Origin of the sequence: Acidisphaera rubrifaciens HS-AP3, from assembly GCF_000964365.1 — a bacterium.
Taxonomy (GTDB): Bacteria; Pseudomonadota; Alphaproteobacteria; order Acetobacterales; family Acetobacteraceae; genus Acidisphaera; species Acidisphaera rubrifaciens.
Genome location: NZ_BANB01000939.1, coordinates 1 through 1,156, shown reverse-complemented (window position 1 = coordinate 1,156; position 1,156 = coordinate 1). Strand labels below are relative to the sequence as shown.

At 72.9% G+C, this 1,156-nt stretch carries 2 pseudogenes; one reads left to right on the top strand and one right to left on the bottom strand.

Features of this window, described 5'->3' with window-relative positions:
- A pseudogene (locus B8460_RS19230) lies at positions 1 to 726 on the bottom strand (hypothetical protein); the annotation flags it as partial.
- A 193-nt stretch (positions 727 to 919) separates the two neighbouring features.
- On the opposite strand from B8460_RS19230, the pseudogene B8460_RS19225 reads away from it, so the two are divergent.
- Positions 920 to 1,156: pseudogene (locus tag B8460_RS19225) on the top strand (phosphoserine transaminase); the annotation flags it as partial.

The window sequence follows — 1,156 nt, the reverse complement described above, 5'->3', positions numbered from 1 at the left end:
CGGTGCGGGCGCGGGAGCCGGCGCCGGGGCGGGCGGGGCGGCTGGCTGCGTCCCGCGATAGGGCACGGGCGCGCCGCCGCCGAACGAGGGCGCGTCCGCTGCCTGATCACCGCCGCGCGTCTCGCCGGGTGCGGCAAAGGGCTGGCTCGGCCCTGTCGGCTGCGTCGGCGCCGTGGGCTGCGCGGCATAGGGCTGGGAGCCCGTGGCCCGTATCCGCTGGACGCATTCGAGGAAGCGGTCGAGCATGAAATTGGTGCCGGCGAGGCTCGCGAGCCACGGCTCCTCCGTCCCGTCGGGGAAGGAGACGCGCATGCGGTTGCCGTAGCGGAACTGCTGCGCGAAATCATCGAGGCCGTTGGTCGAGACGGTGAACTCCACGACCTGCCCGCTGCCGTCGGCGCTGGCGGTCCAGACCGGGTTGGCGTCGAACTGCAGCACGACGTCCACCTTCGTGCGGTCGGGGATGCGCCAGGACGACTTGTCCATCCGCACCGTCAGGTGATCGTCCTTGTCGAAGTAGATCACGTCGATGCGGCGCGTGCCGGTCTCGCCGGTCACGCGCATGTCGCAGACGGCCCGGCCGCTCGTTGCGGTGCCGGTATACAGGGTCCAGGCCCCCGCCGCGTACATCGGCTGCACGTCCGCCCGCGCGGCGCGCGGCGCGGCGGGCAGCAGCAGGGCGAGGGCGGCGGCGGCGGAAAGCGCGCGGACGGGGATACGTCTCATGGTCTGCCCCTTGTGAACGGTCGCTGATCGGTCTCGGTGTGGGCGACATTACGTTACGGCAACCGCCCGCCGCCCAGGAAGCATTTCAGACGCTGCCGCGACGCGGTTGACGCCGCCGGGGTGCGGCCGTAGTGCTCGTGGCGGGCCACGTCCCCCCACCGGGACGCTTCTCTTCTGTAAGGGAGAGCTGATCATGCCGATCGGCACGAAACCGGACCTGCGTCCGGCCAACCCCCGTTTTTCCTCCGGACCCTGCGCCAAGCGCCCCGGCTGGTCGCCCGAGGCGATCGCCGGCGCCCTGCTCGGCCGCAGCCATCGCGCCGCCGCGCCGAAGGCCCGCATCGAGGAGGTGGTCGCCCGCTCGCGCGCCATCCTCGGCATGCCGGCCGACTGGCGGCTCGCCATCGTCCCGGCGTCCGACACCGGCGCG